This is a genomic window from Mesorhizobium sp. M7A.F.Ca.CA.004.04.2.1, from assembly GCF_004022825.1.
Classification (GTDB): Bacteria; Pseudomonadota; Alphaproteobacteria; order Rhizobiales; family Rhizobiaceae; genus Mesorhizobium.
Genome location: NZ_RZPH01001193.1, coordinates 1 through 1,652 on the forward strand (window position 1 = coordinate 1; position 1,652 = coordinate 1,652).

At 66.0% G+C, this 1,652-nt stretch carries 2 protein-coding genes; both read right to left on the bottom strand.

The window, feature by feature from the left end; all coding sequences use genetic code 11:
* Window positions 1-976: FGGY family pentulose kinase (locus EN893_RS32870; protein ID WP_164901341.1), on the bottom strand; the 976-nt coding region annotated here is incomplete at its 3' end.
* 160 nt (window positions 977-1,136) lie between these two features.
* Window positions 1,137-1,652 (bottom strand): SDR family oxidoreductase (locus EN893_RS32875; RefSeq protein WP_164901342.1); only part of this gene is annotated, 516 nt, incomplete at its 5' end.

Genomic DNA, 1,652 nt, shown 5'->3' on the forward strand with positions numbered 1-1,652 from the left:
CGATGGCAGCACCGGCTGCCGACTGGCCGCCCTCGTTCAGCCACAGGCCCGGCACCATGGCCGAGAAATACGGACCCCAGACGCCGTCGACGAAGGCCGGCGCCGCGGTCGACGACATGGTGCAGGCCGAGGTGCCGAAAACATAGGCCATGCGCGACAGAACGCTGCCGAACGCGCCGCGCGCACCGACCGTACCGACGCCACCGGCATGCGCATCGATCAGACCGGCCGCTACCGCGGTGCCGGGGACGAGGCCAAGGTCCGCAGCCGCCTGCGCGGTCAACCCGCCGCCAAGTGCGCCACCCGCCGGCACGATCTGCGTGCCGATGCGCGCGAACCCCTCGTCGGCCAGGCTCCCTAGTCCGATGGTGCGGAAATAGGCCTCGTCCCAGCGGCTTTCATGCGCCAGATAGGTCCATTTGCAAGTCACCGTGCAGACCGAGCGGGCAAGGCTGCCGGTCGCCCGCCAGGTGAGGAAATCGGGGAGGTCCATGAACTGCCAGGCGGCGTTGAACGTGTCGGGCAGGTTTTCGGCCAGCCAAAGGAGTTTCGGCGTTTCCATCTCCGGCGAGATGACGCCGCCGACATAGTTCAGCACCGCCTCGCCGCTACGGTTGATGCGGCGCGTCTGCTCGACCGCGCGATGATCCATCCAGACGATGATGTTGCGTTCCGAATTGCCGGATCTGCTCACCGGCAGCGGCACGCCGCCCTCGCCCAGCACCACCAGCGAACAAGTGGCGTCGAACCCGATGCCGGCGATCGCCTCGGGTGCCACGCCCGATTGAGCGACCGCTTCCCGCGTGGCCGCGCACACCGCCCGCCAGATGTCGTTGCTCGACTGCTCGACAATGTCGCCGGCCTCGCGCCAGGCCTCGATATCGCGCTTGGCAGAGGCGAGCATGTTTCCAGTGTGGTCGAACACCCCGGCCCGCGCGCTGCCGGTGCCGACGTCGATGCCGAGGAAATTAGGCATGGGGGAAACCTTCGGTTCAGGGCAGTAGGCAGTAGGCAGTAGGCAGTAGGAGATTAGCGAGTTGGGATAGGGAGCAAGAAGCGTTTTCGACAGCAAGGTCGTGCCTTTATCTTCCCCCTACTGCCTACTGCCTACTGCCTATTCCCTATTCCTCACCCACTCACAAATCATTGCTCTGCGGCAAAATCACCAGATCGCGGATCGTCACGTTGCGCGGGCGGGTCAGCATGAACATCACCGCTTCGGCCACCTCGCGCGGCTGCATCAGGCCGCCGGCGGCGAGTTCTTCCTCGAGCTTGGCCTTCGGCCAGTCGTCGACCAGCGCCGTCACCACCGGGCCGGGCGCCACCGCACCGACGCGCAGGCCGTGCTTGGCGACCTGCCGGCGCACCGTGTGGACGAAGGCCTGCACGGCGTGCTTGGAGGCCGTGTAGATCGGCTCCCAGACCACAGGAACCAGTCCGGCAAGCGAACTGGTGACGATGACGTCGCCCGTCTTGCGCTCGATCATGTGCGGCAGCACCGCCTGGATCGAACGGAAGCAGGCATTGATGTTGAGGTTGAGCATCCGGTCCCAGGCGTCGGGATCGCCGGTCGCCACCTCGCCGCCGACATAGGCGCCGGCATTGGCATGGAAGATGTCGAGTTGGCCGACCTTCTCCAGAATCTGCGGCAT